Source organism: Halorientalis brevis, from assembly GCF_042678165.1.
Lineage (GTDB): Archaea > Halobacteriota > Halobacteria > Halobacteriales > Haloarculaceae > Halorientalis > Halorientalis brevis.
Map to the genome: position 1 here is coordinate 100,484 of NZ_JBHUDJ010000002.1, position 25,266 is coordinate 125,749.

A 25,266-nucleotide genomic window follows, 5' to 3' on the forward strand; every position below is an offset into this window, starting at 1 on the left:
ATGTATAGACATCTCCAATGCGTCTATCTGGTTCGTGGCAAAGTGTCTGGGATGACCGGATACTGGAGTGGATGCGAGAAAACGAGGGGACAGGGACACCGAAAGAGATCCACGACAGCGGTCTGATCAGAGTGTCGCGGACTCAGATCGGACGGCGCATGAAGAAGTTGTCCGAACATGGGCTTCTCAAGCACGTCGGGAACGGAGCCTACGTGATCACCGAGGAAGGAGAAGCGTATCTCGAAGAACGATACGACGCGGAGGAAGGCGTCTATATCGACGAAAACGGAGTAAACAGCGAAGGTATCGCATCGGAACAAGAGACGAACGACGTATAACGACCCTCCATCATGACGATTCGCAGGACCGCAAGTTGGCAAGAAGCACTGGATGACCGAATCCTGGAACACCTCCGAGATGAAGATATGTCGACGCCAAGTTTAATGTCGAAAATAGCGGGCTTCCACGCGACTGAGTCACAGATTCAAGAGCGCTGTCGAGTCCTCGCAGACGCAGATCTCGTCGGATTCCTGACCGACGACATGGATTTAGTCGAGTTGACGACAAGAGGTCAGCAATATCTCGATGGTGAGATCGACGTTGAGCTGTATCCACGACCGCGCCATCCGCGGGTTTTGGAACAGTTATACAGCGGATGAGTTCAAATTAATATTAAATTGGCGAGTCGGAGTTTGCCAGATTTCGTACACAAAGATGTCGGTTTAAGCTTCCATGGAGAATGGGCCAGGAGATCTATGGAATATTGGGACTTAACTGTTGTACTTGTACTATAGATGTCAAAGAATCATACTCTATGCACAAATAGTAATATAGCACTTAACTAATGAAGATACATTGACCAAATTATGATAAACAAAGAAGAGCAGTTTGAACGAGCATTCAGAGATATCATGAGTGGAGCATCTGGCGGGTTTATTGCAACTTGGTCTCTTAATGGGAAAAGCGACTTCTTTATTGTGATCATGGGTGTTGTTTTAATAGTACTAGTCGGGAGTCTTTATGTAGGGCTTCAGAGGATCAATAAAATGAGCGAATCGTTAGAATATAAAAACGCAGACATTATTGTAACAGAATCTTCAAAAACCGGTGTAAAATACGAAATTACTGAAGGCACAAAGACCAAGGACAATAGAAAAGCTTCTTAACAGATTTTGTCACAGCCGATGATATCGGTCCCTTCGGTCCCTCAAAACGGCCGGGCTTCCGTGTGTACCCCCCATGTGAGGGGGGCACAGACGGTTCCAGGCCTCCCATAGATTGCTGAGGAATTCAGAGTAACCTTTCATTCAATTTCGAGTGTATCGAGATCGCGTCGAGCCGACCGACAGTTTGGGTGGGTCGCTCGGTGGTTGGTGGATGCGGCTTGATTGAGGCATACAACGAGCTGGGAGATTGAACCGTTAGGAATCAGAGGGAACCATCTACCCATATTGATCGATAAATGCAATTTTCTAAGCCTCTATTCTCGAATTTCCTTTTCGTATCTCTTTATGACAAATGTCAAGAATGATGATACCTGATGAAGTAACAATATTAAGTAATCTTGATCAATTTTTTCATGTCGTTTTCGGTCTCCACCAGCTCTCTGAACGCCAACTTGTATCCCGGAAGCTATTTTCTGCCATTCTGCTACCATCTCATCATTTGGTTTAAATAGACCTTGTTCCCGAAGTTCGGAAATGCAATCACCGAGTCCAGCACTCTCATCCAACCACTCTTCATTGTCAATACAAATTCTTTCACAAACTGCTTCAAGACTATTATAGAGTTTTTCTGGAATTACATACGTGAATGTTCCTTCCTTGTACAATTGCCAAGCTTCATTGTAGCCTTCAAGAGGTTCTTTCCAAGTATCACCAAGTGCTAAGACGCGAAGTTCTTGGTCCGATTCTATTATAGTTTCATCAGACAATTGTTGAAAGATGATTTTATGATAGTCATTTCGATTCCATTCATCTTTTATCATTTCCTCAGAAGGGGAGGGTTTCATTTGAATTAAAATTCCTTCTTCAATTAATGCCATCTCAACCTTCAGACAGGCCTCAATCAAATCATTCGTGCTATAAGTAGGCGTACTATATGACCCCCTGCTTCGCCAGATGGTGTTTAACAGAAATTCTAAATAGTCTAACAAAATGTCTTGATCATCTACATTTAGGATGAAATTATATTGCTCCTGTTTTCTTTTATGGGAGTACTCAAACCAATGTGGATCATTTCCAGTCAGTTCTACTAACGTGTCATATGCCGAGGAGATGTCTTCTTTTTCTACGAAACGGAGAGAATGCGCGATCCGTTTTCTGGCAGGAGGTGTTATTTCTTCATGTATGCGTTGTTCAGGTTCGCTATTTCGTTTACTCCAGGGTAGGAAATCAAACATGAGATAGTGTTGGTAGCCATGAAATTAAACTCCTTTGGGAAAGACCGGTATCTAATTCAATCAACCTGCGTTTTTTGGAGTTTGCAGCAATTTAATATTAATCCATTAGTCATATTCGCCATCATTAGACAACCTATCAAGGATCTTGGACCAGGATAAGTCAAGAGTAAACAACTCTGATTCAAGGTTCCAGTCCCACGGTGCGGCGTCGTCGGGATCGTAGTGGACACTAGTCGGTTCCAGATCCTCAATGGAGCCATTAAACAGTTGGTCGGCGGGAAAGTCACCGTCAGCAGGCCACCGTTCATAGAATTCCACAACGTCTTTCTGCGTCTTATAGTACGCCAGCGTCGCAAGTCGCTTCGCCTCGGGGTGACAGTCTTTACCGGTATGAACGACTAGCCCGCAGGCATCGACACCGATCTTGGCGAACCGCTTTGCCAGTGGAGTCCACTGGGTTGCGACCTCGCGCCGATGAGTCCGGGCGTCGAAGTGCGTCGAGGCTTCGTCGATCATCAGGAACTTCGGCACGTCGCGGTGTTCGAGCAGCGCGACGGCGAGATCGTGGGCAGAAGTAACCACCACGTCGGTTAGATCCCACGATCGACTGTTCGAGAGAACGAGGTAGTCATCGAGGGCATAGCTGCGGAGTTCTGCAAGGAGCGACATGGTGTTCGTCTTCCCAGTGTTGGGGTTGCCAGCACCAAGAATGAATGCTGGAGCATCGTTGTTGTGCAGCTGGTCGTTCAGCATCATCGGGAGTCGCAGTGCAGAGCCGTCGAGATCTTGTTCAGTGACACCGACAGCGTAGGCAAGCATCGAGGCATTCCCGTCGACGACGGCCTTTGAGAGTTCGTCGGTGAGAACTTTCGAGGTCACCGTGTCGCCGAGGTCCGTTTCAGCGAAGCTATTGCATCCCTTGAGGTCAGCAGATCCAGGCACGTCAGCGGTTTCGAGGAACGAAAGAACCGCTCGATCTCGCTCGTTCGTGACCATTCCAGTATGGGGAAGGAGACGCGGATCACCGCCATCGAGATCGCCACGGACTTGCTCGCGAAGTTTGGCAGCAGTCAGCAGTTTTTCGTCAATATCAGTCATCGCTGGGAACCTCCTGGGCAGCGTCGGCACGAGCTGCGTCGTGATCGACGCGGTCGCCGACTTGTTCAGCAGCCTGTTCGTCGAGGTCACGGTCGCCGTCCGGATCGAGTAGGGCCTCGTCTGCATCGAGGTCGTCCAGGTCGCTCAGTTCGTCATCGATGCGATCATCGAGATCGAACTGTTCGAGCGCCTGCTCTATCTGGTGGTCCAGTCCTTCACCTTCGTCGGGGAGCGTCCCACGCTGGAACGTCTCGACGACGACAGCGGTAGTTTCACGCACTGCATTTCGGAGCAGCGTGAACGCCTGGGTTTCCAGGACGAAGCCTTTCTTCGCGTCGTCCTCGAGCTGGCCACGACATTCGTAGACTTTCTGGAGACCGCGTAGCAGTTGCCGATCAGAGAGTGTCCCGCGCCAGGTGCCGATCGCGGTCATCTCATCGAGATCGACCTGCTTCCCGAAGTACAGCGAGGGAGCGACTTGGTTCAGTTCGCCTTCGGTGACGGTCAGCTGACGGAAATCGTCGGTCGGGAACCAGAACACGGCACCGTCCATTTTCCGAGCGTCAATATCGACGAGAATCTCACCGGGCGGGTCCGGCAGCATGCCGGTGATCGAGGAGCCGACGAGGTACGCGAACGGACTCAGCACGATCATGGTTAGTCCCGAAAGGCGTAGCCATCGGGGTATACCGAGATCGACGCCGACCAGCACGAACGCGAGACCGACCAGGACGATCACCGCGATGATACTCAGGAATCGCTCTTTCACGAACCAGAGCGTCCATTCAGTCAGTGTCTCAGGCCGTCGCTCGTGATAATCGTCGTATCTCATGCTATCCGCTCCGGAGCGTCGTTGGTCCCAGCCAGGTAGCGGACGACCATCACGATCGAGACGATCGCCACGACGAGGGCACCGCTGGCGGCAGTGATCTGAGCGTCGCGAGCGGTGAAACCGCCAGGACCGACGATCGAGTCGCTGGTTTTGATGATGTGACCGTACAGGACTCCTGGCGTGTCGATCACCACGGCGACCCGGCCGCCTGTCTTCGTCACCGGGAGGACGACACGAGTGGTTTCACCGGCATCGAGCACGAACGTCCGAGAGGCAATTTCACCAGAACCAGTCGATAACGCTCCGCCGTCGGAGATCGTCACCGCCATGGTCTTGGTCGAGCGCAGTTCGACGAACGCCTCACCACTCGACTGGTTGTAGCCTGAGTCGAGGAGGCGAACGTTCTCACTGATGTAGGTCCCTGGCGGAGCAGCGGAACTATTCGAAGACGTCGCTGTCGAATTGTTCGCTGCAGCCGCAGGACCGGCGATACTACTGAGCAGCACGACTATCAGGGTTGCTTTCACGAAAAAGCGCATAGTTGTGAGTTACTTTCTGTAGGCGGCAGGACCAGCAGGGTTCCTCGATGCGACGATCGCGAGGAGCAGGAAGATCGCGACACCTGCCGCGACGCCGGCACCTCCGAACGGTAGCGATTCGGGAAGGAGGCCACTGCTCCCTCCTTGAGAGCGATTCAGTAACTTCTGCTCGCGAGCTTCAAGCTCGGCTCGCCGCTTCTGCTGTCGTTCGAGAATCGCTTTCAGGTTCGAGACGTTCGCGGTCTCGTAGTGGACCTCCTTGATGACGGTCTTGTTCACCTTCTCACCGTCGGAGTTGGTGATGTCCTCGATGGTGAACTGACCGTCCAGTTTGGTAACGCCCGAGTCGGAGATCAGGTACTGCGGGCCGGGTAGCTCACTACCGTTGTACGTTTTCCCGGCCTCGAACGCACCGCTCGGCGGGTTGCCGTCTGAGGCCAGGATGCCCTTGGTCGTGTGGTGACCGTGGGTGATGTTCCAGTACCCGACCTGCGACATGTTCTCGGGCATAGAGACGCCTTTCATGTTTGCGAGGCGCACCGCAGCCCACGACTGGAAGTCACCTTCGGCAGCGAAGTTGCGGGCAACTGTCGAAGCACCGACGGCCTGCGACCAGGTGAGATCACCAGACTCGACTTTCGAGTAGGTCTGATCGATCCAGGTCTTGACCTCGGCCTTCGTCTGTTGGCGCTGCTGGCGCATCTTCTCCAGGACCTGACGCCACTCCCAGGAGGTCGGTGACTCGATAGTCCTGTTGACCATCAGCGTCACGTTCCCGGTTTCACTGACCAGGCCATACTGATTGATGCGGTAAGCATCAGCAGTACTGCCGTTAGACAGTGATACGCTTTCAGTGGCCTCAATGGTGGTAGATTTACGGGTTTCGCCGTCTGGACGGAGACGACCAACGTAGTCAATTGCCAGGCTCTCGTTGGTCTCTTTTTTATCGTAGTCGTCCCAGGACAGGATCATCTTGTTCCAGTCAGCGACGAAGTTCGTCACCTGGGCGCTGTAGAACTCGTCGACGGTCTCGTTGGCCTCGACCTGGGCAGCGGCCTGCGAAGTACCGTTATCGAGCGCACGGCCGTACGCAGCGAGGGCGTCGTTGCGGGCCTGCATCGGCAGGCCCTGAAGCCCGTTGTTCCACCATTTCAGCTCGTCGCGGGCGTGCTGTGCAGCAGTAGCTGCGGCGGTCTTGATTTCACTGCGAGCCTGGGCTTTGTCGACATCTTTGAGAGCACCTGTGTCAGTTGACCCGTGAAGAAGGTCACAGCCAGGCAGCAGGTCACCATCAAAGTCCTTGTTGTTCCCGAGACCGAGCGCTTCAGCGGTTTCACCGCCTGCAGTGATCGCGAGCCCTGCCGTCAGGTCGACAGACCCGCAGTTGTGGGATGCGGCCGCTGTACCGACTGGACTCAGGCCAGCCGAGGACAGGACCAGGAGCGCCAGGGAGATCGAGGCGACTCGCCGGGCTGACTCTCTCATCGGATGGCAACACCCCAACCGATCAGCGAGAGCATCCAGGCGAAGATCCCACCAGCTGCACCAGCAGAGGAAATCGTGTTACTCACGATCGGGACGAACTGCTGGCCCAAGATCACGCCGCCAGAGATCGCGATCAACGCCTGTTCGCCTTTGGCGTAGTTCTCCCACTGGCGGGTTTCGGACGACATGAACGCGACGAAGTAGGCAGCGGCACTGACAGCGGTCGCGTGCAGCGGGGTCATGGTGTAGTTCAGCCAGAGGAACTTCGGCGCTGCGAGGCCGCCGAACTGGAACAGCGACGACAGTGCGAACAGCAGCGAGAGCAGTGCCGGAATGGTTCGGAGTTGGGCGCGATCACCGACGATCTGCATGACGCTCTTGCGTGCCGTCGCCATCAGTCATCACCCTGGAAGCGGAACGAACGCGGGTTGTACGTGACCTCTTCGCCGTCGCCGTCGGTGAACGACTCCTCGTCTTCGCTTTTCGCGTACATGATCTGCGAGCCGACGACGCAGCCACTCACCAACTGGTCGCGCAGCGTCTGGTTGAGGTAGACCGGTTCGCCGTCGATCAGCAGAAGGCCGTAGTCACCGACCCACGGCTTGAAGCCGGTGATCTGGCCGATGTAGTGGTCGCCGGGTTCGAGGTCGATACCTTCCGAATTGTCGTTGTCAACAGTCGGTTCTTCGAACGAGTCGAGGTCCGCAGGGGCATCATCTGTAGCCATGCGCTAGAATAAACTAGATGTAGGTGTTTTAAACGGGATTTGAGCCTCGGTGAAAGTAGTCCAGTCTAGCGATTTTGGGGGGGTGTATATGGCTGATATATTGGAAATATATTTGTCGATTGGCTGAGCAGTACAACGAGTGTACCAGTTCAGCCCTGATGAGATCGACCAAAGCCGTGCCCACCACCAAGCAGTGAAGCAAGACGCTGAAGATGTGGATGTTAAGCGAATCGGGAATCTCGGCGAGATCGCCTTCGAGCAGTTCTGCCGTGAGTATCTGCCGACGGAGATGTGGGAGTGGGAGAACGAGGAAGCGATGCGGCGGTGTAATCCCGAGAGTTACTCGGGACACGACTTCGAGATCTTCGGCTACGAGGTCGACGTGAAGACCTCCCGTGACGTGTCGGCCTTCCACCCGAAGGCACTGATCGAGAAGGATGCCGACGACGATATTATCGTCATGGTATGGCACCGAGATCGAGAGGACAGTCTAATTCTACTCGGGTGGGAGCGGGTTGAAACGCTCAAATCGAAGGTCGAGACGGAGAACCAGTATTCCGGAGACTCACCCGAGAAGTTGGAACACCTCGCGACGCGACCGATGAACGATCTACTCAATCTGGGACCGAACACGGCTCACATGAACCAGACGCCGGAGAATCCGTTTCAGCCAGGAGATCGAGTCGAGAAGCGAGAAGATGATGATGCTTCAGTCGCGGTCGTCGTCGAGGTACTGCCGCCGGAGACCCAGGTCGAACTGTACGGCCAGGAACTCGACGGTGAGGGTGTCCGGGTTGCATTCCCCAGCTCACTCGACGAAGGACCTGGAGACTGGCGAGACATCGATCCGGCACTTCTCTCGTCGTACTGTGACGACCAGGACATCAAACTATACACGTACAAGCACGAGAACCTGCGATTTGCAGAGAATCCGTACACCGTCGGTGATTACGTCATCAAATCATCTCACGACGATCCCGATACCGCAGTTGTCGTCGAGGTCGCTGATGGGAGTGGTGAAGTCAGTGTCGTATACAAAGGACAGCTCGATAGGCAGATCGAGCCGAGCAATCTCGGAATACACTGTAAAGAAGAGAGTATTTCGACATATAGCTACTCTATTGACGAAATCGAATTTACAGAATTAGACTAACCGGTTCAAATGTAGGAGATGGCTTCATTTGTTGCGGTTTATCCTTTTTCTGGATCTATTATCGTCCAAATGCATTTTGTACTCTGGAGTGAACCGATCTTTCAGTGCATCAGGGTCAGCAATGTCAGGGATCGGACCCCAAAGCTTTGCCCTGAACAAAAGCAGAAACAGAACACCCCCAAGAAACATTGGCACATATCTAATGCCGTTGAAATATAGAGAAGCAGACATTAGCAGAAAAGCGATCCATCCAGTTATCTTTTGAAGTCCAGCAGGGAGAAAAAATATAATTCGCGGTACTTTCCAAATAGACATTAGACCAAACACATCAAACAACTGTTCATAAGCTATTTCCAAACGGTGTTTTGGTAAGGGTGGGTCAATATCTAGTGGGACTTCACCTTTGGAGGAATTGTAGAGAAATTTGCGGCTTAGATTGTCAACATATCCCAGCATTTCTATTAAATAACCATTTTGAGGAACGCGGCAAAGAACAATTGGGATTCTATCTGGCTTCACATTAAGAATAATTGCAAGGGTATGTTGTAATTGGATAGACCCCTGCTTAGGCCTATAAACAGGCCCATCTGGACCATATACAGCTCGGGCAATTCCATGCCCTTGAATGGCTCCAAGAAATGACACGATAGCTAGAATACTCAGAATATCTAGGCGAGACAGGGACATAAATCCAATAGTAGGTAGAAAGTCAATCGCTGGATCTTGTGGATTTGAAAGAAGATAGCCAAATACGATAGAAGGGACATAGAAAACCCCGTACGAAAGTTGTCCAAATGCGCTACCAGATGTTGTCATTCTATACAATCTGTATGAGCGGATTGTTCTTGAAACTATAGCGTTGGGAATACAGAGATACCTTTCTAAGCATCATCTGATCAAGTTAGGCCCATACGTCCGTGATCGGTGGATCATTTTCTTTGTGTATCTCCGCAGTATCATAATCAGAATTAATGAATTCTTCCACAGCTTCAAGATTGCAAGACTGATCGGCTACTTCGCCACTCGGGATGTCCCAGTATGCATACGCTCCAATATAGTCGACAACACACCGAAAAGAGGCTTCATCAGGGAGCGTAGAGCGGACTGTTGGATTTTCTACGTCGGAGATCGCCCGATCAATTGCGGCATCCAGGTCGTCGAGATTGTCCCACCGGAGTCGAGCGAGATCGTCACGGATAGAAGTCTCGCAGGCAGCTCGTACCGAGTCGAGCGAACACCACCGGACTGCTTCACGAACGTCGGGTTCTTCCAAGTGGTCGTTCGGGTCGATTCCCTTCGTGATCGACTCGGAGCAGGACCAGAACCGGCGGTTAGTGGCCCAGTAGAGCGCCAGTTTCCACGTCGCGGCTTTGTCGGCGTAGCTGTCGCGTTCGTCGTCGTCTTTCTCGAATGACTCGGTGGCGTCGAGCAACGAGCCGAACGTGGCGCTGAGGTACTTGCCGAGGTACGCGCCGGCTGTTGACTCCATCGCGTTAGTGTCGTCGTTGAACTCGATCAGCTCGTGTGCGCGGGTTCGATCGCGTACCCACTCTTCGCCGTGATCGTGGTCACCGAAGCGGTACCAGTCGACGAAGCCTTCGTCGCTCTGGAAGTCGGGGTCGAGGTCGTCCAGGTCGTCGCGATAGACGAGCGGGTACATGTCGACGATCTCGCCCTGGCCGTAGTCGGCCCACTTCTTGGCCACTTCGGCTTTGTCGCAGAGCCAGGGGAGCCCATCAGATTCGCGGGTTGGTACGTCGAAAAACAGCACGTGCAGGTGCGGATAACCCTTTTCGGTAAACTCCAGGGCCTTGATATAGTCCGGGCGGCAGCGAGGACGTCCGGTAACGTCGCTATTGAGTTCGGATCGCCAGCCAGGAACGTCGGAATCCCGGGTGTCTGCTTTCGTCGAAGGGTCGGAGTCGAAGTAGGAGAGCAGCCGGTTGAAGTTCTCGTTGATCGAGTCGATCCCGTCGAGCAGGGACGACTGGCGTTTCGGGTCGGTGGTGAAGGTAGCTAAAACTGCGTTGTCGGCGTGTTCGTAGGCGTATTCGAGGGCGTCATTGAAACGGGCGAACTGCTTGGAAATACGGCCGGAGTCGTTGAAACGGGTTTTGTAGCTCTTGGTCATCCGGCGGGTGGTCTCGCCGCCGGTGCGTCCGACCATGTGAACGTCGAACAGCAGCCGGTAGTCTTTGATCCGGTTCAGGTAGGATGTAAAACTCTCCACGAGCATTTCGCGGTGGCTCTCCTGGATGGAATCGACACGTGCGAGGTAGTTGCGGACGAATTGGCGATCATAGGTCACCTCGTCTGAGCCGGCGGTTGTTTGAGTAATGCCTTCTGAAATCAAGTCAAGAAGGCGCAAAGTCGGCGTGACCATGAGAGCCCCTGAAGACCGGGATTTCCGCACGTAGGGGTCTTCCGGGGCTACGAGATCGTCGACGAACCGGTAGGCAAACTGGTAATCTGCGTCGGAGCCTTCGACACGCTCGCAGGCATCTGGGGACACTCCTTTGACTGCGTAGGAAACGACGTGAGAGAGCGGCGTACCCTCTGGTTTCGACGCGATGAACTTCGCTATCCGTACGCGGTCTTCGTCGCGTGATGTGAGGGTTCCGTCGATCAGTGGACCGTGGCCGAGGAGATCGCGGTCGTCGAGGAGGTCCGCTAAGACGGGAGTGTTACATCTGTCCGCGAGATCGAGCGGAGACAGATACCCCGGCTCGTCGACGACACTCATTCCGCAGACTGAACCTGTCGATCGTCACTGCCCAGTTCGGGAGCCTGTTCGAGCGCCGGGATCGCGTAGCAGTCGGCGCACTCGGTGTCCTGGGTCCGAGACTCATCGACGTGATTGATACAAGGTTCGTGGCAGACGTGACAGCGATACCAGCGGTACTGCGTGAAGTCCGTCACGCCTGATCACCATCCTCGACGCGCTCGATGGCGTGGCGTACCTCCTGGTCGGTCGCGCCGTCATCGACGAGCTGGGACGCACGGACAAACCTGACCGGCCAGGGAACGTCGTCGGCTTCGATCACGCCGAACCACCTCGGCGCTCAGATCCGACAATGGAAATCGACAGCAGGCAGCGGGGGCCGTTCAGGTGCTGAACGAACTTCGAAATCCGAGAGCGAACGGTAAATCCTCTTTCTGTCGAATATCGCCCGGAAAAACGCTCAGACGGACTTCTGGATAGAAGTCCTAAACCGACGGTTTCGGGACGGGCACGATGGGATTTGAACCCACGGCCGTCGGATTAGAAGTCCGACGCTCTTTCCAGACTGAGCTACGTGCCCTCGCGCCGACGTAAAACGTTCTCCAGCAAAAAGAATCGGGTTTCCGTTAGCAGAGCGGGGCGGTTCACAGACCGTTGAGTGTTCAAATACGCATCCGACGAGCGGCGTGAGTCGGTTCACTCCGCACGAGGCTCTCGAGCCGAGTGCGGAGCGAGTTTTTAGTCCAGGTTTTTACGATCCGGGTTCCCGCAACGCGCCTCCGGCGCGTGAGGAAACCCGGTGACGTAAAAAAGTGGAGTCCACAGCGCTTATGCGCGCTTCTCGACTACCGGGAGGCAATGACTGTAATCGGGACCGTCGGGCTCCCCGGCAGCGGCAAAGGCGAAGCGGCCGAAGTCGCACGGGACCTCGGCGTGCCAGTCGTGACGATGGGCGACGTCATCCGGCAGGAGTGCCGCGATCGGGGGCTCGATCCCGCGACCAGCCACGGGACGATCGCCCAGACGCTCCGCGAGGAGAACGGGCCGGCGGCCATCGCCGAGCGGTCGCTGCCGATGCTCGAATCCCGCCTCGAAGAGACCGACACCGTCCTCGTGGACGGCCTGCGGTCGGACGTGGAGCTCGACGCCTTCCGCGAGCGGTTCGGCGACGACTTCTTCCTCGTCAGCATCGAAGCGCCTTTCGAGGTCCGCGAAGAGCGCATCACCGACCGCGGCCGTGACGAGACCGGTGACGACGGCGAGAGCCTGAAAGAGCGCGACGAGCGCGAACTCGGCTTCGGAATGGGCGAGGTGATGGAGCGAGCGGACGTCACCATCGAGAACACGGACACGCTCGACGCGTTCCGCGAACAGATCCGGACGATCATCGAAGACGGTCCCCAGCAGTACCAGGAACAATGATCTACAGCGTCGACGTCCAGATCACGGCGCCCGTCAACGACACCGAAGTGACCGACCGCGTCGCGGACGCCATCCTGAACGTGTTCCCGAACGCGACCGTCGAGGAACAGCCGGGGGAACTCGTCGGCGAGACCCACAGTCTCGAGACGTTCTCCGAGCACCTCCACCGGCGTGAGATCCTCGACGCCGCCCGCAAGGTGTTCTTCGAGAACCGCCGCGGCGACACCTTCAGCTTCGACCTGAAGAAACAGCCGGCGTTCGAGGACACCGTCACGTTCGCCGTCGGGAACCCGAGCGAACTCGGCGACATCCACGTGCGCGTCCGCGTGAACGACCCCTCGGTCGAGGCGTACGTCGACCACATCGCCCCGCCGACCGAGGAAGGCAAGCCGGTTCGCCCCGACGACCAGGAATGACCACCGCGATCTTTTTCGAACTCGACGGGACGCTTCTCCAGCGCACAGCCGACAGCCGGCCGCTCCGAACCGTCTTCGAGACTGAACTCGACGCGGTCGAGCAGGCCTGGCTCGACCACTACGACGAGCAGGTCGAGACGTACTTCGGCGACCTCGTCGACAACCCGCGCGAGCGGGCACTGGCCGACGTGTGTGAAGCGTTCGACCTGGACGCCGACCCGACGCGGCTGACCGCGACGCTAACCGAGGAATTGCTCGCGACGACGACCGTGAGCGACGACGCACGCACAAGCCTCCGGAAGCTGGCCGCGAACAACGACCTGGGGGTCCTGACCGACGGCCCCCGGGACTGGGTCGACCGGCAACTCGCCCATCACGACCTGACCGAGCAGTTCGACGCCGTCGTCGCGTCCTACGAGGCCGGCACCCACAAACCGGACGGCGCGCCCTTCGAGCTGGCCCGCGAGCGCCTGCCCGCCGACGAGTACGTGCTCGTCGGCGACGACTACGAGCGAGACGTCGAGGGCGCTCGCGCGGCGGGGTTCGTCCCCGTGCGGTTCGAGCGGGAGGGGCCGGACTTCTGGCAGACGCTCAACGCCCTAGTCTAGACCGCTGACGAAGATCGCGAGCCACTGCCCGAGGTCCTGCTGGCTGGTCACTTCGACGCTCGTCACCCACTTGACCCACTGGAAGCCGCGGCGCCCGGGCGCGACCAGCCGGAGCGGGAACCCGTGGCCGTGGGCGAGCCTGTCACCGTCGACGTGCGTCGCCAGCAGGGCATGCCGAGCCTCCTCGATGGGGAGACTCCATCGATAGCCGGTGACCGACCGGAAGCGGACCCAGCGGCCGTCGTCCGTCGGCCCCGCCTTCTCGAGCAGGTCGCCCACCCGGACGCCCTGCCAGTCGTGGTCGGAGTACCAGCCGCTCGTGCAGTCGAGGACTGCCCGCTGTTCGTCGCCGGGCGAGAGGTCAGCGTCCGTCAACCGCAGGTCCCGCTCGACGCGGCCGGTGACGGTGAGCGTCCAGTCGCTGGGATCGATCGGGTCGGGATCGTCCGCGACCCAACTCGTGACGGGGAAGTCGTTGCCCGCGCCGCTTCCGTCGGCCTTCGAGCCGGTGAACCGCCGATCCGCGCCCGCCAGTCCGAGCGCCGACGAGCCGACCGACTGCAGGCGCCAGGCCAGCGCACCGCCCGCCAGGAGGGCAGTGTACTGGAGCGCGGTTCGCCGACTCGCAGATTCCTTCGAGGGCAGCCGGAATCGGCGACGGAGATGCCACAGGAGCACGGGGACGACGAGCAGTCCGAGGCCCATGTGGATCATCAGGAGCGGCCAGGCAGCGACGCGAACCGGACCGGTGACTGCCCAGCCGACGCCGGAGACGAGTGCTGCGACGGCGAGCGTGCCGAGCAGGATCGACACCGGCGTTCCGCCGTCCCACAGCGTGCGGTCGGTCACGCGAACGCGGACGCGTCGGAACTTCCAGGCGAGCAGAACGACGAGCGAGAAGCCGGCGACTGCGTGGAGGTCGAACAGCCACGCCCCGGCCGGTCGACCGACGGTGAGGCTCACGATCCCCGACGACACCTCGAAACAGACCACGACCAGGATGGCGAAATCGACGAGCCGCGGTGGCGGTTCCAGCCGGGGCAACAGTCCCGGTCCCATAGCTTGGCGAAGGGGCTGCGTGTGCTTGATTGGCACGGTCGGCCCAGTGCCAACTAGCCGTAGGTTCGCTGCGTCATCACGGTCCCGTTAGCGGCCCTGATCGTGACGGTGTCACCGGCGTTGTTCCAGACCGGCCGGGCACTGCCCCAGTAGTATTCTCCGCTCGTGTCCGTCCCAGCGCCCGTTCGGAGGGTCAGCGCCGTATCCGGAGGCAGTTCGGTGCCGTCGGAGAAGGTGTAGGTCGCTCCCGACTCGTCGCTGATCGACCAGCCCGAGAGATCGAGGGTGGACTCACCCCGGTTCGCGAGGACCACGTACTCGTCGGCGAGGTTCTCGCGGTCGTCACCGTCCGCGTCGGCGTGGATCTCGGCGACGACGAGTCCACCGTCGCCACCGTCAGCGGCGACGCTGGGATCGTCGGCACAGGTCCAGACGCCAGTGCCGTTGGCCTGCGCGCGCCGTTCGGCGGCGTAGAACCGGTCTGACTTCGAGAACGTGCTGTCGTACACGCGGGCACGGCCGCTGGCGACGAGTCGGTAGTTGACGTTCGTGCCTTCGTGTGAAACGTAAGCGAGGAGGCGGCCGTAGTAGCCGCGGGCGTCGGCGATTCCGTCGGTGCTGATCCGAACCGTCTCGCCGAGGAGGCGACGGGTCATGAACCGCGTCGCGTCGTGGCCGGCCTCGCGGAGGCAGGCGCGTCCCGCGTCGGTCTCGGGGACGCCCTCGAACTCGTCGGGGCTGGTCGCGCTCTGCGTTTCGGGCGTGTCGACCCCGAGCAGCCGGACCGTATCGAGCGTCCCGTTCGAGAAGCGCACTTTGATGGTGTCGCCGTCGACGACCGACGTGACGGTGACGACGTGTGTCTCGCCGAGGACCGCCGACGTGGTCGCCGGCTCGTCGCTCGGGACGAAACCAGTACACCCGCTCAGGACGACCAGCGCAGCGATAGCGACGACCGATCCGCGAACCATACACGGCATGTGCACCCGGGCTACTTCAGAACCCGGGCCGCGATCACCGCTCGAGAGCGCGGACTGAAGCATAGAAGCGATGACACACCCCAAACGATAGAACCACGCCGAGCCACAGACCCACCAACCGATGTTGGCACCCGTCACGATCCGCGAGGTCATGAACCCGACCGTCGAGACCATCCCTCCCGATCTCCCGGTGATCGAGGCGGCACAGCTGCTGTACGAGGAGGACATCGGCTCGGTGGTCGTCGTCCGCGACGGCAACCCGGTCGGCATCCTCACCGAATCGGACGTGGTTCGGCTGCTCGCCCGGCAGAAGGACGCGACCTCGCTGACGGCCGCCGAATGCATGTCGGCGCCGCCCATCACCGTCGGGGTCGACGACGCGCTCGAACTCGCCGTCGAGCAGTTCCGCGAGTACAACGTGAAGAAACTGCCCGTCATGGACGGCGACGAGCTGGCCGGCATCGTGACGACGACCGATCTCTCGTACTATCTGCCACATCTCACCCGGAAAGCGACCGAGCGGCCGCCGCCGACCGACGCGACCGCGGGACGGCGCAACCGGACCCGAGTCGACACGGCCTACGAGAACGAGGCGTGGTCCTTCGAGAGCTTCGGCGAGCGCGAAACCCACATCGACCTGGGTGACGTGGTGAAGTTCTCGAAGACGCTCTCGGCGGACGACGTCCAGGCGTTCGCCGACGCCAGCGGCGACACCAACCGCCTCCACCTCGACGCCGAGTACGCGGCGGGCACGCGCTTTGGCCACCCCATCGTCCACGGGACGCTCGTCGCCGGCACGATCAGCGCCGCGCTCGCTCGCCTGCCCGGCCTCATCGTCTACCTCTCCCAGGAAGTGAGCTATCTCGGTCCCGTCGACGTCGGTGACCGCGTCACCGCCGTCTGCGAAGTCGTCGAAGACCTCGGCAACGACCGCTATCGGCTCACCACCGCCGTCACCCGCGAGGACGGTCAACAGGTCATCGACGGCGAAGCCGTCGTCCTCGCCGACGACATCCCCGACACCGCCTGAGAACGAGCGGAAGACTTACCCGCCGTTTTCGCGACGGTCCCAACAGACGATGGCAGTGTCCCCGCCAGCGGTCCTTGCCCTGGTCCTCCCGATAGCCCTGGGAGCGCTCTGGCTGTCGATGGCCGTCAGTCTGGCCTCCTGGGTGGCCGCCGACGCCGCAGCGCGCGGGAGTGCCCAGCCCAGAACGTGGGCAGTTGCCGCGGTGTTCACGCCCATCGGCCTCCCGTACTACCTCTACAAGCGCCGACAACTCAGCCCGCGATCTCGGCCACCGACCCACCGTGAGCGCTGGGCGGCGACCTGGGCGAGTGCGGGGGTGGTCTCGTTTCTCATCGGCGCACTGGTTAGCCCACCAGATCCGTCCACGCAGATACTCACTTGGACGGGACTGTTCCCGATCTGCCTCCTGCTTGCGTACCTGACAATCGTTCACAACGGCCGATAGCTGCGGAACAAACCCTATGTCCGTTTGCCGACATTTGTAATGAACAACCATGCGAGACCCTGTCACACCTATCAGATACAAAGAATTAAGGTGGTGTCCATCCCTTATACAGTTATAATGTATTGCCCCCGTTGTGGCTCGCGGATGGCACTGAACGACGAGACCACGAAGCTGAACGAGTACACGTGCGAGGTCTGCCACGCGACCGAGATCGAGAAGAAACAGCCAGTGGCCGGCCACGCCCTCTAAGCGACCGGGAGTTCACGTCTCAGTTTTCAGGCCCGCGCGATTGCACGGGCGACCCTCACATCGGCACCAGCAACAGCACCAGCGCCACGGCGATGAACACGACCTTCAGGGCCGTGTTGACGAGGATCACCTTCGAGCCGAACTCCGCGCCCCAGATCCCGTACTGGAAGGGGATCGAACGCTTGAACGTCGAGACGGCGAAGGAGACGATCCCGCCGACGAGCATCGTCGCGACGGCCTGCCGGGCGGTGAACGTCCCGTTCTCGACGAAGGGAGCGATGAAGATGGCGCCGTTCGTGGTGTCGATGGCGAACACGGCGATCGTCGGCACTGCGGCACTGGGCAAGCCGAGTGCACTCGTCAGCGGTTCGACGGCGCCGGCGACGTCGGGGAGCGAGAGCGCGCTCGCGATCTGCTCGTAACGGTCGACCAGAATCACGACGACGAGATAGACGCCCAGCAGGCGCGGGACGATCTCCCTGATCTTCGAGACGGTTTCCTCGCCCGCCGCTCGGAGTTTCGCTGACCGACTCTGGCGTTCCCCGCCGTCGGGCTGGCCGCCCGACGAGGTCCCACTCGCGGGACCGCCGTCAGTCAGTTCCGGGTCCGCCGCATCGTGATCGACCGTGGTGTCGACGTTGGTCTCCGAGAGCAACAGCGCCCCGGCAGCGACGCCGGTCAGGGTGATCGCCAGCGCGATGAGCGCCCGGGCACCGACGTACAGCAGCCCGACCTGCAGCCCGAGGATCGGGATGAGGACGGGCGCGTAGAACGTGAAGATGTGCTGGGCGAACCCGAAGAACGTGTTCATCGTGACGGCGACGAGCGTCGCCCGGTCGTCCAGCAGGCCGGACTCACGATACTCGGCGAGCATCCCGTAGCCGGCGGTCGGCGAGGCCGTCGTCGCCAGGATCGCCGTCCCGACCTCCGACGGGAGGTTCGCGGGGCGCGTGAGCGGTTTGGCGAGCGCCGTCACGTACTCGACGGCGCCGAACTGGATGGCGACGTTGGCCAGGCCGACGCCGACGCCGAGGAAGACGGTGATCTTCGCCACCCGAAAGAGGACGTCAACGAGCAGCGTCTCGACCGGCGTGGCCATGTCTGTCCCCGCTACGGACCTGGCCGGGAAAGCCTTGACTATCGGCGCTGACACGTCCGGCGGGTGGTGGTCACACCAGCAGTCCGACGACCAGCACGAGCACGACGACGCCTAGGACGTCACACACGTTGGTGACGACGGGGACGACGACGTCGTCAGGATCGAGCCCGAACCGGTAGGCGGCGTACGTCGTCACAAACGTGACCACGACGGCCAACACGGCGAGGATCGCACCGCTCGTGAACGCGACGACGACGACGGTGCCGAACGGGAGCGTCGTCCCGCCGACGATGGCCTGCAGCACCCACGCGCCAGCGCCGACGACCGGGAACAGCGTGAGTGCCAGCCCGATCGTCGCCAGCGCGTTCCCCAGCAGGAACTCGTCGTCCGGTTCGAAGGAGAGAAGACCGAGGTGAAACACCGTCGAGAGCCGCGCTGCGAGGATGCTGCCGAGGTTGCCCGCGGTCCCGATCGTGACGGGCACCAGCACGAGCAACGTCGGGTATCGCAGGAGCGACGCCTGGAAGCTCCCGAGGACGAGCCCGCTGCCGATCTCGACGAGCGTGAGAACGAGCAACACCGGCAGCCCTGCGCGCATGATCGCCCTGACAGTCCAGTCCGTGGGCATCAGGTTCCTCCCAGCCGTAGGACGACGCGCACCGCGAGCAACAGGAAGGCGATACCGAAGACGTCACCGGCCGTCGTGACGATGGGGCCGACGAGCGTGTCCGGATTGTACCCGCGTCGGTAGCCCGCGAACACGACGCCGACGACGATCAGCGACAGGGTGATCCCCGACAGCAGGCCCGCCAGGACCGCGATGGAGACGAGCGTCACCAGCGGCGCGTGCTGGGACCCCAGCCCGACGAGGATGACGTAGGCGACGACGGCGGCGAACGTACTCGCGATCAACCCGTTCGCGATGGCGGCTGCGACCGCTCGCTGGAGGCGGTCGTCGTCGGTCCGCAGCCGTGGCTCGACTAACCCCTGGTGGAGCGCCGTCGCGATGCGCGCCCCGAGCGACCCGTAGACGTTCCCGCGGGTCGCCAGGAGTGCAGGAACGAGCACCAGCAGACCGGGCACGGCGCGGAACTCGCCGCGCATCCCGCCGAGGACGACCCCCGCGATGAGACCGCCGACGAGACTGGCACTGAGCGCGGGAAGTCCCTCCCGGTAGGCCTCCGTGGCCACCTCGCGGACGGTCATGTGGCCGGTGCAACGACCCCGGGGACCAAAAAACGCCCGCGACAGCCCACGGGTGTCGTTCTCACCCTCGATTCCCAGTGTATTGGAATTGCTGCACAATATTATATAGGGTGACATCGAAGTAATAGGTGTGAGAGGATCATGACTGGATACGCAATCGTGCTGGCGTCGAACGAGCTCGCACGCGTACAGGCGGTAGGCACGATCGGCTCGGTGGCGGCCGCATCCGACGTCCCCGTCGAGGTGTTCGTGACGATGGACGGCCTGCTCGCGTTCGACAAGGAGGTCGTCGAGACTGGCGACTTCGACGTCGGACCCGTCGGGCAGGCGATGCTCGAATCCGAGGACGCGGACGTCCCGCTGTTCACCGAGCAGTTCCAGCAGGCCCAGGAGATCGGCCCGCTGAACCTGTACGCCTGCGAGATGGCGATGGACCTGCTCGACACGACGCTCGACGACTACGTCGACGTCTTCGAGGAGAAACTCGGCGTCGCCGGGTTCCTCAACCGAGCCCAGGACAAGCAGGTCGTCTTCGTCTGAAGAACAGCCACGAGCGAACACACCACACACAGGAGAGAGACAAATGAGCGAATCAAACTACGACCCCGACGTGACGATCGACTCCCGCGGTTCGACCTGCCCCGGTCCGCTAATGGACCTCATCGGCAAGGTCAAGGAAGTCGACGCAGGCACCGTGATCGAACTCCAGACGTCCGACAGCGGCTCGAAGGGCGACGTGCCCGAGTGGATCGACGAAGCCGGCCACGAGATGCTCGAGACCGTCGACAACGGCGACTACTGGAGCATGTACGTCAAGACGACGTGACCGGTCGCGCCGTCGCCCCACCCGCGCATCGTACCGGATCACCACACCATTCACCAGGACAATGACACAAACTATCGCAATCGTCGGCGGGGGGACGGGCGGCACCGTGCTCGCCAACCGTCTGGCCGACGAACTGAAACCGGAACTCGAATCCGGGGACGTAGAGGTCGTGCTCCTCTCTGACGGAGAGGATCACGTTTACAAGCCGACCTTCCTCTACGTTCCCTTCGGCAAGAAGACGGTCGACGACGCCAGGCGGCCCCTCGCCGACCTCGTCGACAGACGCATCGACGTCCGCAACGACCGCGTCGAGGAGATCGACACCGACGGCAAGCGGCTCACGCTCCGCGACGGCCGGCCCATGCGCTACGACTACCTCGTGCTCGGTCTGGGCGCCCAGCTCGTGCCGGACGAGTTGGACGGCCTCGCCGAGGGCGGGCACCACTTCTACGGTCCGGAGGGTGCCGAGCGCCTCCGCGACGAACTCGCCGACTTCACCGAGGGCCACCTCGTGCTGTCGGTCATCGGGACCCCGCACATGTGTCCCGCCGCACCCGTCGAGTTCGTCCTCATGGCCGACGCCTGGTTCCGCGAGCGGGGCCTGCGCGACGACGTCGAGATCACCTACACCTATCCGATCCAGCGCGCCCACGCGATCCAGAACATCGCCGACTGGGCCAGCGCGGAGTTCGAGGAACGCGACATCAACCTGGAGACGTTCTTCAACGCCGACGAAGTCGATCCCGACGAGGGCGTCCTCCACTCGATGGAAGGGAAGGAACTCGACTACGACCTGCTGGTCGGCATCCCGCCCCACCACGGCAGCGACCTGGTGATCGACGCCGGGCTCTCCGAGGACGGCTGGGTCGACGTGGACAAACACACGCTCGAAGCCACCGAAGCCGAGGACGTCTACGCCATCGGCGACGTCGCGGACGTGCCGACGAGCAAGGCCGGCAGCGTCGCCCACTACGAGGCCGGCGCCGTCGCCGACCGCCTGGCCAGCCAGGTCCGGGGCCAGACCCCGACCGCGACCTACCAGGGCAAGACCATCTGCTTCATCGAAGCAGGCATGGACGAGGCGACGTTCGTGGACTTCGAGTACGGCACCCAGCCCACGGTACGGGAACCCTCGAAACCCGTCCACTGGGCGAAACTCGGCTACAACGAGTCCTACTGGCTCACCGCCCGGGGACTCCTGTGAGGTGTTAGTATGTCCGAATCAGACACAGACGAGACGACCGGAAACGGCGAGACAGCCCCCGAAGAGTCCGACGACGCGGACCTCCCGCCGGACGTCAAGGAGGCCATCGCCGACAACCCCGAGGAGGTCGCGCGCTTCCTCGACCACCTCGGCGAGGTGAACGACCTGCTGGACGGGACCGCCGTCGCCACCTCGGCGATGGACGACGAGATGGTCACCTCGCTCGCGGGCACCGCGAACAACCTCGGGGCCGCCGCCGACGGCATGGCGACGCCCGAACTGGCGAACCTCGGGGAAGCCGCCGGCGAGAACGCGGACGACCTCGCCGACGCCATCGAGACGCTCGCGCGACTCCAACGCTCGGGCACGCTCGACGACGTGCTGGCGCTGACCGACACGCTCTCGCTCGTCACGGCCGCGATGGACGACGAGATGGTGATGAACCTCACCGCGACGGGCAGCCGCCTGGGCGAACTCGCCGACACGGCCGCCGACGACGACGTCGCCGGCGGCCTGGAGTCGATGCTCACCGCCGTCGGCGAGGCCAGCGAGCAATCGGGCGAGACGCCAGGCCTGGTCGGCATGGCCAACGCACTGCGCGACCCCGACACCAAGCGCGGCCTGGGCTTCCTGCTCGCGCTCGCCCAGGCGCTCGGCGCCGAGATCGACGATGAATCGTAACCGCACCGGCCCGCGCTCGCCGCCCGTGGTGAGCACAGGGCTGCTGCGTGCAGTCGAAAAGAAAAGCGGACTCTGTTCTATTGGGCGTCGGGACTAGTCTTGTCCGCTATGCGCCGCATAGTGGGTGCGCGAGCGATAGCGTAGACGATCCCCAGGATGGCGCCGTACGCGAGGTGGAAGACGAGCGACGTCGCCGCCAGGTTCGGGACCGGCACGTCCGGGACGCCGACCGCACCGAGCCAGACCGGCATGAGGAACCCGGCCAGGGCGAACCAGATGACCGCACCGTACGCCAGTCCGAGGCCGACGATCCCTCGGGAACTCCTCGCGTAGCGGTTGAGCGGGGGACTGGTGACGATCGCGGCGAACACCAGCGCCAGGACCACGCTGTGGAAGATGTGTGCGATCCAGCCGGCCGTCGCGGTCGGCATGCCGTAGAGCGCACCGACCATCGGCATCATCTCTGCGAGGAACTGCATGAGCAAACCCATTACGAGCCCGGCGAGGAGCCCACCGGTAAACGCCGCCGACCAGCGACCAGTTGTCGTGTATTTCTGAACTCTCCGTTGTGTCGTCGATTGTGCCATCGAGAATCTCCTACGTGAACTGATGCTAGTCCCAGACATAGCCGTTCTCACCGCTTACACACCGATCTTCGTCCGTTGCTGGACTGACGCGCGCCCGATACTGTCTCGTGGTACCGTCCGACAGTGCGTCGAAAGACTCACGCATTCGGACGCGAATGCACCCACAACTGGATGAGCAAGCCCCACGTCCTGTTGACTAACGACGACGGTATCGACGCGCCCGGTCTGGCGGCACTCTACGAGGAACTCACCGGTGCGGCCGAGGTGACGGTCGTCGCGCCGATGGACAACCAGAGCGGCACCGGCCGAACCCGCACCCACCGGACCGCCCGCGAAGAGCATCCGTGGGGGTACGCCATCGACGGCACCCCGGCCGACTGCGTGGCCTACGGCCTCCGCGGCCTCGACGGGGACGTCGACCTCGTGGTGTCGGGCTGTAACCACGGCCCCAACGCCGGCAACTACGTCGTCGGCCGCTCGGGGACCGTCGGCGCCTGCATCGAGGCCGCCTTCCTCGATACGCCCGGCATCGCCATCTCGGCGTATCACAACCGGGATTTCTTCGTCCACCCGCCCGAGGAGTACGACTTCGGGCGGCCGGCACGCGTCACCCGCGAACTCCTCGTTCGGTCGCTCTCCGGAGACATCTTCGACACGGTCGACATGCTCAACGTCAACGCCCCCGTCGACGTTCCGGAGTCTGACATGCGACTGACCGAGCCTCATCACGACTACGACATCCACGTCGAACACGACGTCACCGACCGCGACGAGGTCGACCTCGGGAAACCACGCGACGGCGACATCGCCATCCGGGACGTGGTCTGGCCCAACACAATCGGCTGGGAGAACCCGTTCCCCGCCGACGACGAGGTCCGCGAGCGCTACCCGGTGGGCACGGATCGGCGAGCGCTCATCGAGGGCGAAGTGTCGGTCTCGCCGCTGACCGCCCCGGCCGCTGCAGTGGAAACGGCGGCCGTCGAGGAACTCGTCGCCGGGTTCAACGACAGCGAAGCGGCCCGCGAGCGTGCGACCGAGGAAGGCCTCTGAGGGTGACCGTATAAACGCCTTGAGTGCGCCAGTCGTGACGTTAACTGGCTGGTTCCGTACGTACGACCATGGCACTTCCGAGCAACGTCGGCGGCGCCGACCGCAAGCTCCGAGCCATCGTCGGAGTGGTCCTGGCCGTGGTCGCAGTCAGAGCACTGGAACGAGGGCAGGGCACGCGCGGGACGGTCATCTGGTTCGCAGCCGTCCCCATCCTGTTTACGGTGTTCACGAGGTACTGCCCGCTGAACGAACTCCTCGGACGAGACACCTGCCAGCGAGCAGCGCCCGACACCTCGACGGAAACGCTCCGGAAAAAAGTGCCACCGTAGCGGCGACCCCTGACCCGATCGCTGCTGAACAGTTTTGACACTCGGTAGCATCTGTCAGGACATGTTCGGAGAGTCGTGGCCCGACGAACCGACCGAGCCGTTCCCGGAGTACCGGAACGCGTTCGCGGAGTACGCCGACCCGTATCCGGAGTATCGGGACCCGTTTCCGGAGTACGGTGAGTCCGGACGCCCGGACCAACCGGACGAGCGCACCGAGGACACGGCCGACACGGCTGTCCCGCCCGGGATACAGACCGCGATGTTCGCGCTCCTCGGCGTCGTTCGGATCGGCCTGTTCGCGCTCGCACTCGGCCCGATGCTGATGTTCCTGCGCGGTGACTGGTTCTACGGACAGCTCATCACCGGCATCGGCGTCGTCGCCTGTACGTACGCCGCACACCGATACCTGGTGTATCGGGACCTCCTCAGAGACCTGTGAGAACGCGTATTGTTCCAGGCTGCCGGAGGGGTGAAATCTAAGGGAGAGAACGTGTAACGACGACCCATGGGACTCGACAAGAACGTCGGGGGTATCGACCGCATCGGCCGTGCACTGCTCGCAGCCGTCCTGACCGTCGTCGCGGTCACGGCACTCCGAAAGGGGAAACGTTCGACCGGCCTCGTCGCGGGCGTCGCCGCGCTCGGGTTCGGCTTCAACGCGACCGTGTGCTTCTGTGGCCTGAACGAGGCACTCGGCATCGACACGACGAGCGACGAGTAAGCAGACAGCACTGCTGATTTTTCGAGAAATTATCGCTTGGGCCGTTCCAATCGCGTCCCGTCGCGGGGACAGTAGTCGTAGGCGTCGTTGCGCGTCTGGAACCCGCACGTCGGACAAGTCCGAAGCCGCTCCTCGCGCGACGCTTGCTCTGACCGACGAAACAGAAACGGGACGAACGGCAGGAACAGGAAGAACGCAAAGGTGTCGAAGTACCACCAGAGTACGACGCTCAGCAGCACACTACCGACGAGTCCCGCGATTGCAGTGGCCGTCCGAGAGCTGACCATACGTTCCGTAGCCGTTCGAACGCGAAAAGGGGCTGGGAATCAAAGGTGGAAGATTGCGGTCGCGTTCTGTGGACACCAAACGGGGTTAGCATCCGCGCGCCTGCGGCGCG

The 25,266-nt window shown here is 60.7% G+C and carries 34 protein-coding genes and 1 tRNA gene; 16 read left to right on the plus strand and 19 right to left on the minus strand.

Going from position 1 to position 25,266, the window contains the following annotated elements:
- Positions 1 to 71 precede the first annotated feature (71 nt).
- Together ACFR9U_RS04185 and ACFR9U_RS04190 are read left to right on the plus strand one after the other, a co-directional pair.
- Positions 72 to 338 (plus strand): ArsR family transcriptional regulator, encoded by a 267-nt coding sequence (locus ACFR9U_RS04185; RefSeq protein ID WP_247376432.1) that lies wholly within the window; start codon positions 72 to 74, stop codon positions 336 to 338.
- A 528-nt stretch (positions 339 to 866) separates the two neighbouring features.
- A complete protein-coding gene (locus ACFR9U_RS04190; RefSeq protein WP_247376430.1) occupies positions 867 to 1,166 on the plus strand; it encodes a hypothetical protein in 300 nt (99 codons plus the stop codon).
- A 314-nt stretch (positions 1,167 to 1,480) separates the two neighbouring features.
- Here the strand turns inward: ACFR9U_RS04190 and ACFR9U_RS04195 are convergent, their stop codons facing one another.
- From ACFR9U_RS04195 to ACFR9U_RS04225, 7 genes are all read right to left on the minus strand, one after another.
- Positions 1,481 to 2,401, minus strand: coding sequence for a hypothetical protein (locus ACFR9U_RS04195; protein WP_247376428.1), 921 nt, complete (start codon positions 2,399 to 2,401; stop codon positions 1,481 to 1,483).
- A gap of 105 nt (positions 2,402 to 2,506) precedes the next feature.
- The gene (locus ACFR9U_RS04200) at positions 2,507 to 3,499 is read right to left on the minus strand and encodes a hypothetical protein (RefSeq protein WP_247376426.1); all 993 of its coding nucleotides are present in this window, start codon (positions 3,497 to 3,499) and stop codon (positions 2,507 to 2,509) included.
- On the minus strand, positions 3,492 to 4,331 hold the full coding sequence (locus ACFR9U_RS04205) for a DUF8125 domain-containing protein (protein WP_247376424.1): 840 nt from the start codon (positions 4,329 to 4,331) through the stop codon (positions 3,492 to 3,494). The genes ACFR9U_RS04200 and ACFR9U_RS04205 overlap by 8 nt, the downstream gene beginning before the upstream one ends.
- Positions 4,328 to 4,837: a hypothetical protein gene (locus ACFR9U_RS04210; protein ID WP_379813831.1), complete on the minus strand. Its 510-nt coding sequence runs from the start codon at positions 4,835 to 4,837 to the stop codon at positions 4,328 to 4,330. Before ACFR9U_RS04210 ends, ACFR9U_RS04205 begins: the two co-directional genes overlap by 4 nt.
- Positions 4,838 to 4,879: 42 nt before the next feature.
- Positions 4,880 to 6,355, minus strand: coding sequence for a hypothetical protein (locus ACFR9U_RS04215; RefSeq protein WP_247376421.1), 1,476 nt, complete (start codon positions 6,353 to 6,355; stop codon positions 4,880 to 4,882).
- The gene (locus ACFR9U_RS04220) at positions 6,352 to 6,750 is read right to left on the minus strand and encodes a hypothetical protein (protein WP_247376419.1); all 399 of its coding nucleotides are present in this window, start codon (positions 6,748 to 6,750) and stop codon (positions 6,352 to 6,354) included. The genes ACFR9U_RS04215 and ACFR9U_RS04220 overlap by 4 nt, the downstream gene beginning before the upstream one ends.
- A complete protein-coding gene (locus ACFR9U_RS04225) occupies positions 6,750 to 7,082 on the minus strand; it encodes a hypothetical protein (RefSeq protein WP_247376417.1) in 333 nt (110 codons plus the stop codon). The genes ACFR9U_RS04220 and ACFR9U_RS04225 overlap by 1 nt, the downstream gene beginning before the upstream one ends.
- A gap of 139 nt (positions 7,083 to 7,221) precedes the next feature.
- On the opposite strand from ACFR9U_RS04225, the gene ACFR9U_RS04230 reads away from it, so the two are divergent.
- Positions 7,222 to 8,235 carry a DUF7961 domain-containing protein gene (locus ACFR9U_RS04230; protein ID WP_247376415.1) on the plus strand — a complete coding sequence of 338 codons (1,014 nt, stop codon included), beginning with the start codon at positions 7,222 to 7,224 and terminating at the stop codon, positions 8,233 to 8,235.
- Positions 8,236 to 8,259: 24 nt separating this feature from the next.
- Here ACFR9U_RS04230 and ACFR9U_RS04235 read toward each other — a convergent pair whose 3' ends face one another.
- The 5 genes from ACFR9U_RS04235 to ACFR9U_RS04255 form a co-directional block, all read right to left on the minus strand.
- The gene (locus ACFR9U_RS04235; protein WP_247376413.1) at positions 8,260 to 9,051 is read right to left on the minus strand and encodes a hypothetical protein; all 792 of its coding nucleotides are present in this window, start codon (positions 9,049 to 9,051) and stop codon (positions 8,260 to 8,262) included.
- 85 nt (positions 9,052 to 9,136) lie between these two features.
- Entirely contained in the window at positions 9,137 to 10,978 is a 1,842-nt protein-coding gene (locus ACFR9U_RS04240) for a DUF8148 domain-containing protein (protein ID WP_247376411.1), read from the minus strand.
- Positions 10,975 to 11,154 (minus strand): hypothetical protein, encoded by a 180-nt coding sequence (locus ACFR9U_RS04245; protein WP_247376409.1) that lies wholly within the window; start codon positions 11,152 to 11,154, stop codon positions 10,975 to 10,977. The genes ACFR9U_RS04240 and ACFR9U_RS04245 overlap by 4 nt, the downstream gene beginning before the upstream one ends.
- Positions 11,151 to 11,279, minus strand: a complete 129-nt coding sequence (locus ACFR9U_RS04250; RefSeq protein ID WP_282594185.1) for a hypothetical protein — start codon at positions 11,277 to 11,279, stop codon at positions 11,151 to 11,153. Before ACFR9U_RS04250 ends, ACFR9U_RS04245 begins: the two co-directional genes overlap by 4 nt.
- Before the next feature lie 183 nt (positions 11,280 to 11,462).
- Positions 11,463 to 11,537 (minus strand) — tRNA-Arg (locus ACFR9U_RS04255).
- A gap of 278 nt (positions 11,538 to 11,815) precedes the next feature.
- On the opposite strand from ACFR9U_RS04255, the gene ACFR9U_RS04260 reads away from it, so the two are divergent.
- From ACFR9U_RS04260 to ACFR9U_RS04270, 3 genes are read left to right on the plus strand one after another with little or no spacing between them, the layout of a single operon-like run.
- Positions 11,816 to 12,379, plus strand: coding sequence for an AAA family ATPase (locus ACFR9U_RS04260; protein ID WP_247376407.1), 564 nt, complete (start codon positions 11,816 to 11,818; stop codon positions 12,377 to 12,379).
- A complete protein-coding gene (locus ACFR9U_RS04265) occupies positions 12,376 to 12,795 on the plus strand; it encodes a coaE operon protein (RefSeq protein ID WP_247376405.1) in 420 nt (139 codons plus the stop codon). The genes ACFR9U_RS04260 and ACFR9U_RS04265 overlap by 4 nt, the downstream gene beginning before the upstream one ends.
- Positions 12,792 to 13,403 (plus strand): HAD family hydrolase, encoded by a 612-nt coding sequence (locus ACFR9U_RS04270; protein ID WP_247376403.1) that lies wholly within the window; start codon positions 12,792 to 12,794, stop codon positions 13,401 to 13,403. The genes ACFR9U_RS04265 and ACFR9U_RS04270 overlap by 4 nt, the downstream gene beginning before the upstream one ends.
- Here ACFR9U_RS04270 and ACFR9U_RS04275 read toward each other — a convergent pair.
- Positions 13,395 to 14,462, minus strand: coding sequence for a molybdopterin-dependent oxidoreductase (locus ACFR9U_RS04275; RefSeq protein ID WP_247376401.1), 1,068 nt, complete (start codon positions 14,460 to 14,462; stop codon positions 13,395 to 13,397). The two genes, ACFR9U_RS04270 and ACFR9U_RS04275, sit on opposite strands and share 9 nt — an antisense overlap.
- Positions 14,463 to 14,515: 53 nt before the next feature.
- Complete coding sequence (locus ACFR9U_RS04280) at positions 14,516 to 15,433, minus strand: lamin tail domain-containing protein (protein ID WP_247376399.1); 918 nt, start codon at positions 15,431 to 15,433, stop codon at positions 14,516 to 14,518.
- 130 nt (positions 15,434 to 15,563) lie between these two features.
- Here ACFR9U_RS04280 and ACFR9U_RS04285 point away from each other — a divergent pair, with 130 nt between their 5' ends.
- Both ACFR9U_RS04285 and ACFR9U_RS04290 read left to right on the plus strand, forming a co-directional pair.
- A complete protein-coding gene (locus tag ACFR9U_RS04285) occupies positions 15,564 to 16,472 on the plus strand; it encodes a CBS domain-containing protein (protein WP_247376397.1) in 909 nt (302 codons plus the stop codon).
- A gap of 49 nt (positions 16,473 to 16,521) precedes the next feature.
- On the plus strand, positions 16,522 to 16,917 hold the full coding sequence (locus tag ACFR9U_RS04290; RefSeq protein WP_247376395.1) for a hypothetical protein: 396 nt from the start codon (positions 16,522 to 16,524) through the stop codon (positions 16,915 to 16,917).
- A gap of 304 nt (positions 16,918 to 17,221) precedes the next feature.
- Here ACFR9U_RS04290 and ACFR9U_RS04295 read toward each other — a convergent pair whose 3' ends face one another.
- From ACFR9U_RS04295 to ACFR9U_RS04305, 3 genes are all read right to left on the minus strand, one after another.
- A complete protein-coding gene (locus ACFR9U_RS04295; RefSeq protein ID WP_247376393.1) occupies positions 17,222 to 18,265 on the minus strand; it encodes a nucleoside recognition protein in 1,044 nt (347 codons plus the stop codon).
- A gap of 70 nt (positions 18,266 to 18,335) precedes the next feature.
- Entirely contained in the window at positions 18,336 to 18,893 is a 558-nt protein-coding gene (locus ACFR9U_RS04300; RefSeq protein WP_247376392.1) for a magnesium transporter, read from the minus strand.
- Entirely contained in the window at positions 18,893 to 19,471 is a 579-nt protein-coding gene (locus ACFR9U_RS04305; protein WP_247376390.1) for a magnesium transporter, read from the minus strand. Before ACFR9U_RS04305 ends, ACFR9U_RS04300 begins: the two co-directional genes overlap by 1 nt.
- A 141-nt stretch (positions 19,472 to 19,612) precedes the next feature.
- Between ACFR9U_RS04305 and ACFR9U_RS04310 the strand changes: the two genes are divergently transcribed.
- The 4 genes from ACFR9U_RS04310 to ACFR9U_RS04325 all read left to right on the plus strand — a co-directional run bounded on the left by ACFR9U_RS04310 (position 19,613) and on the right by ACFR9U_RS04325 (position 22,182).
- Entirely contained in the window at positions 19,613 to 20,011 is a 399-nt protein-coding gene (locus ACFR9U_RS04310; RefSeq protein ID WP_247376389.1) for a DsrE/DsrF/DrsH-like family protein, read from the plus strand.
- Between the two features lie 43 nt (positions 20,012 to 20,054).
- Entirely contained in the window at positions 20,055 to 20,297 is a 243-nt protein-coding gene (locus ACFR9U_RS04315; RefSeq protein ID WP_247376387.1) for a sulfurtransferase TusA family protein, read from the plus strand.
- Positions 20,298 to 20,358: 61 nt separating this feature from the next.
- Entirely contained in the window at positions 20,359 to 21,501 is a 1,143-nt protein-coding gene (locus ACFR9U_RS04320; RefSeq protein ID WP_247376386.1) for an NAD(P)/FAD-dependent oxidoreductase, read from the plus strand.
- A 9-nt stretch (positions 21,502 to 21,510) separates the two neighbouring features.
- On the plus strand, positions 21,511 to 22,182 hold the full coding sequence (locus ACFR9U_RS04325; protein WP_247376384.1) for a helical membrane plugin domain-containing protein: 672 nt from the start codon (positions 21,511 to 21,513) through the stop codon (positions 22,180 to 22,182).
- Positions 22,183 to 22,259: 77 nt separating this feature from the next.
- Here the strand turns inward: ACFR9U_RS04325 and ACFR9U_RS04330 are convergent, their stop codons facing one another.
- Positions 22,260 to 22,808 (minus strand): DUF6789 family protein, encoded by a 549-nt coding sequence (locus ACFR9U_RS04330; protein ID WP_379813839.1) that lies wholly within the window; start codon positions 22,806 to 22,808, stop codon positions 22,260 to 22,262.
- A gap of 132 nt (positions 22,809 to 22,940) precedes the next feature.
- Here ACFR9U_RS04330 and surE point away from each other — a divergent pair, with 132 nt between their 5' ends.
- The 4 genes from surE to ACFR9U_RS04350 all read left to right on the plus strand — a co-directional run bounded on the left by surE (position 22,941) and on the right by ACFR9U_RS04350 (position 24,869).
- A complete protein-coding gene (gene surE / locus ACFR9U_RS04335) occupies positions 22,941 to 23,819 on the plus strand; it encodes a 5'/3'-nucleotidase SurE (protein ID WP_247376381.1) in 879 nt (292 codons plus the stop codon).
- Positions 23,820 to 23,887: 68 nt separating this feature from the next.
- A complete protein-coding gene (locus tag ACFR9U_RS04340) occupies positions 23,888 to 24,148 on the plus strand; it encodes a YgaP family membrane protein (RefSeq protein WP_247376378.1) in 261 nt (86 codons plus the stop codon).
- A 61-nt stretch (positions 24,149 to 24,209) separates the two neighbouring features.
- Positions 24,210 to 24,587, plus strand: a complete 378-nt coding sequence (locus ACFR9U_RS04345; protein ID WP_247376377.1) for a DUF7322 domain-containing protein — start codon at positions 24,210 to 24,212, stop codon at positions 24,585 to 24,587.
- A 66-nt stretch (positions 24,588 to 24,653) separates the two neighbouring features.
- On the plus strand, positions 24,654 to 24,869 hold the full coding sequence (locus tag ACFR9U_RS04350; RefSeq protein ID WP_247376375.1) for a YgaP family membrane protein: 216 nt from the start codon (positions 24,654 to 24,656) through the stop codon (positions 24,867 to 24,869).
- 29 nt (positions 24,870 to 24,898) lie between these two features.
- Here the strand turns inward: ACFR9U_RS04350 and ACFR9U_RS04355 are convergent, their stop codons facing one another.
- A complete protein-coding gene (locus ACFR9U_RS04355; RefSeq protein WP_247376372.1) occupies positions 24,899 to 25,156 on the minus strand; it encodes a hypothetical protein in 258 nt (85 codons plus the stop codon).
- Between the last annotated feature and the right edge of the window lie 110 nt (positions 25,157 to 25,266).